This is a genomic window from Acinetobacter stercoris (assembly GCF_900323515.1).
GTDB lineage: Bacteria > Pseudomonadota > Gammaproteobacteria > Pseudomonadales > Moraxellaceae > Acinetobacter > Acinetobacter stercoris.
Map to the genome: position 1 here is coordinate 1 of NZ_OOGT01000365.1, position 1,711 is coordinate 1,711.

Here is a 1,711-nt window from a genome sequence, read left to right on the forward strand (position 1 = left end):
ATTGATTGAATACCAGACAATGTAACTTGATTTAGTTTATGCGAGAACGTAAACTTCAGATTCAAAGCAGTCAACTGTTAATAACTCATTTGGCGAAAGCACAGGCATTTAAAATAAGACCTGAGTGATTAACCATCCCAGTTGTGCTGGCGACCATAGCAAGAGTGAACCACCTGATCCCATCCCGAACTCAGAAGTGAAACCTCTTCGCGCTGATGGTAGTGTGGGGTTACCCATGTGAGAGTAAGTCATCGCCAGCTCATTATTCAAGGCACCCTGATTCAATAGAATCAGGGTGCCTTTTTTATGGGGAGAAAAAATTTTAAATGAGATAAATAACATAATGAATAAGGTTATATCGCTATTTTTTATTTAACATTTGCTTTGTATTCATAATTCAATATAAATTATAGGATATGAACAATTCTAGCTATATTGGATCAATGCAAATTTTGTCTCCAGAACGACTAGATTGGGCTGCATATCCATTTGTTATTCCTGCTGTAAATGATTTAGAGAAAATAGAGTTTCATCCTAATGTTACTTTTTTTGTAGGGGAAAATGGTTCCGGGAAATCTACGATTTTGGAAGCACTGGCATTGGGATTAGGCTTTTCTGAAGAAGGAGGTACTCGAAATGTTTCTCTAAGCACGGCATCTACATCATCAGGTCTACATCAAAGCCTGAGAATTATAAAAGGTTATCACAAGCCTCAGGACTATTATTTTTTACGTGCTGAAAGTTTTTATAACGTTGCCACGTATATGCATGAGCTTAATTATTTACAAGGTTATGGTGGAACCATACATCATCGTTCACATGGTGAAGCCTTTATGAGTGTAATTACTCATAAATTGAAAGGTAATGGCTTATATTTACTTGATGAACCGGAGGCAGCTTTGTCTCCAGCCATGCAGATGACGGCATTATCCATGCTACATCAGCTTTGTCGAAGTCGGTCACAGTTTGTGATCGCGACCCATTCTCCTATTTTATTGGCTTATCCAAATGCAAAAATTTATCAGTTTTCTGATACAGGAATCCGTGAAATCTGTTACGAAGATACTGATCATTATCGTATGACAAAAGATTTTTTAATTAATTATCAAAAAAGAATACATCAAATCATTGAGGAATAATCACTCTTTATAAGTGAAAAAGCCTCAATTGAGTTGGAAAAACAGAGATTTTATAAAGCTTTCTTTAAGTTTTTCTCATGTGATTTTACTTGTTTAGCATATTTCTTACCTTGACGTTTCATTCTCCAACTTGAGTGGTAGCCTGTAGGACCCACATTATAGTAAGCAAGTGCTTTTTTCCAGCTTCCTGAAGTCTGGTTATATTTCGCTAAAATATATGATCCGCAGTTTACATTTACAGTTTCTTCAAATAAATCGCCTGGACATGCTTGTTGCCAGTAATTTGGCATGACTTGAGTTAATCCAACTGCACCAGCCGGTGAAACTACATAGTTACGGTAACTCGATTCTTGTCTGATCATTGCTGCCAACAGTAATGGGTCAATCGAATAGCGATCTGAACTTTGTACGATAATAGGTGCGACACGGTTTGCAGTTACTGGGTCAACAGAATAGGCTTTTTGAATGCCTGTTGATAGTTTTGCTGATCTTTTTTGTATAGAACCACCACCTAATGATGAACAACCACTAATGATCAAGGAAACTATTGCAATAATAAGCAAATGTTTATT

Annotated in this window: 2 protein-coding genes and 1 rRNA gene; 2 read left to right on the forward strand and 1 reads right to left on the reverse strand. The window is 36.6% G+C overall.

All coding sequences use genetic code 11. The features are described from left to right. The first annotated feature begins 145 nt into the window (after positions 1-145). Together rrf and KPC_RS19530 are read left to right on the forward strand one after the other, a co-directional pair. Positions 146-260 (forward strand): 5S ribosomal RNA (rrf, locus tag KPC_RS19525). A gap of 156 nt (positions 261-416) precedes the next feature. Continuing rightward, the gene (locus tag KPC_RS19530; RefSeq protein ID WP_228212358.1) at positions 417-1,139 is read left to right on the forward strand and encodes an AAA family ATPase; all 723 of its coding nucleotides are present in this window, start codon (positions 417-419) and stop codon (positions 1,137-1,139) included. Between the two features lie 50 nt (positions 1,140-1,189). Here the strand turns inward: KPC_RS19530 and KPC_RS19535 are convergent, their stop codons facing one another. Next, positions 1,190-1,702 carry a lytic transglycosylase domain-containing protein gene (locus KPC_RS19535; protein WP_213065920.1) on the reverse strand — a complete coding sequence of 171 codons (513 nt, stop codon included), beginning with the start codon at positions 1,700-1,702 and terminating at the stop codon, positions 1,190-1,192. Positions 1,703-1,711: the final 9 nt, after the last annotated feature.